A 1,366-nucleotide genomic window follows, 5' to 3' on the forward strand; every position below is an offset into this window, starting at 1 on the left:
GAACAGGCCGATGTTTCCACTGCCGGAGTTCAAGCCGCCGAACCCGGTCAGCGCGTCGCCGGTGAGCCCGATACCGATGTTCCCGTCGCCGGTGTTGCCGAAGCCGATGTTTCCGTTGCCGGTGTTGCCGAACCCGACGTTGAAGCTGCCGGTGTTGCCGAAGCCGATGTTCTGCAGGGCCGCCGTCAACGCAGGACCCGTGTTGCCGACGCCGATGTTTCCGTTGCCGAAGTTTCCGCTACCCAGGTTGTAACTGCCGAAGTTTCCACTACCCACGTTGTCATTGCCGATGTTTCCGAAGCCGATGTTGGCGCTGCCGACGTTGCCGTTGCCCAGGTTGTAGTTGCCGACGTTGGCGCTGCCCAGGTTCCAGAAGCCGACGTCTGCCAAGCCCACGCTGAAGGTTGTCTGCGTCGGGCCATTTCGGAACCAGCCGGCCAGGTTGCTGCCAATGTTTTCGAATCCCGAGATATTGGCCGGTGCTCCCACTCCGGTGTTGAACAGACCCGAGATGCTGTTGCCGAGGTTCGCCCAGCCCGATTGCAGCGAACCGTAGTTCTGCCACCCGGAGTTCCCCAGGCCGGCGGTGCTGACGTTCAGGTAGCCCGAATTATTAGCGCCGAAGTTGCCGAATCCCGATGCGCTGCCACCGCCCGAGTTGAAAAAGCCTGAGGACGGGTTGCCAGTGGTGTTGAAGAAGCCCGGGGTCGGCTTCAGATCGATGAGCGGGATTTGGACGGGGCCTATGCCGCCGGTGCCAGCGATATGTATCACGGTGGAACCGTCAGGATTGCCGATGTTGAGCCTGACTGCGGGTTGGGCGCCGAAGTCGATAGTGATAGGAGTGTTGGCGGGTGCGAAATCGTCGCCGCCGTGGATGGTGATGGGCCCGATCGGCGCAAAGACCGTGCCCGTCAGGAGCACTAGATCGAGGGTCCCTGACGTAGGGATTACCGGAATGGTGACCGCCGGGATCGAGACGTCAGTGATATTGGCCGTGACGGGTATGTCGATCGGAATATCGACAGTAAGGAATGCGGGAATGACGTCAGCGGTGATGGTGTAGTTCGCCGACAATAGCCACTGCCTATCGGCACGCCAGAAGAAGCCGTTGTCCATGCTGCCGGTGATGAATGCGCCGGTGCCAAAGGTGCCGGCGTTTGCCAGGCCGGTGTTGTAGTCGCCGAGGTTGTAGAAGCCGGTGTTGTAGTCGCCGGGGTTGGCGATGCCAGTGTTGAGGATGCCGATGTTGAAGAAGCCGGTGTTGTGGTCGCCGGGGTTGGCAATGCCGGTGTTGAAGGCGCCGGCATTGAAGAGCCCAGTGTTGTAGGTCCCGGTATTGCCGATGCCGGTGTTGCCGGTGCCG

At 61.1% G+C, this 1,366-nt stretch carries 1 pseudogene; it reads right to left on the minus strand.

The annotated features are described in order from the left end of the window. Positions 1 to 1,366, minus strand: a pseudogene (locus F0Q45_RS26000) (PPE family protein); the annotation flags it as partial.

Source organism: Mycobacterium simiae (assembly GCF_008370645.1).
In the GTDB taxonomy this organism is placed as follows: Bacteria; Actinomycetota; Actinomycetes; order Mycobacteriales; family Mycobacteriaceae; genus Mycobacterium; species Mycobacterium simiae_A.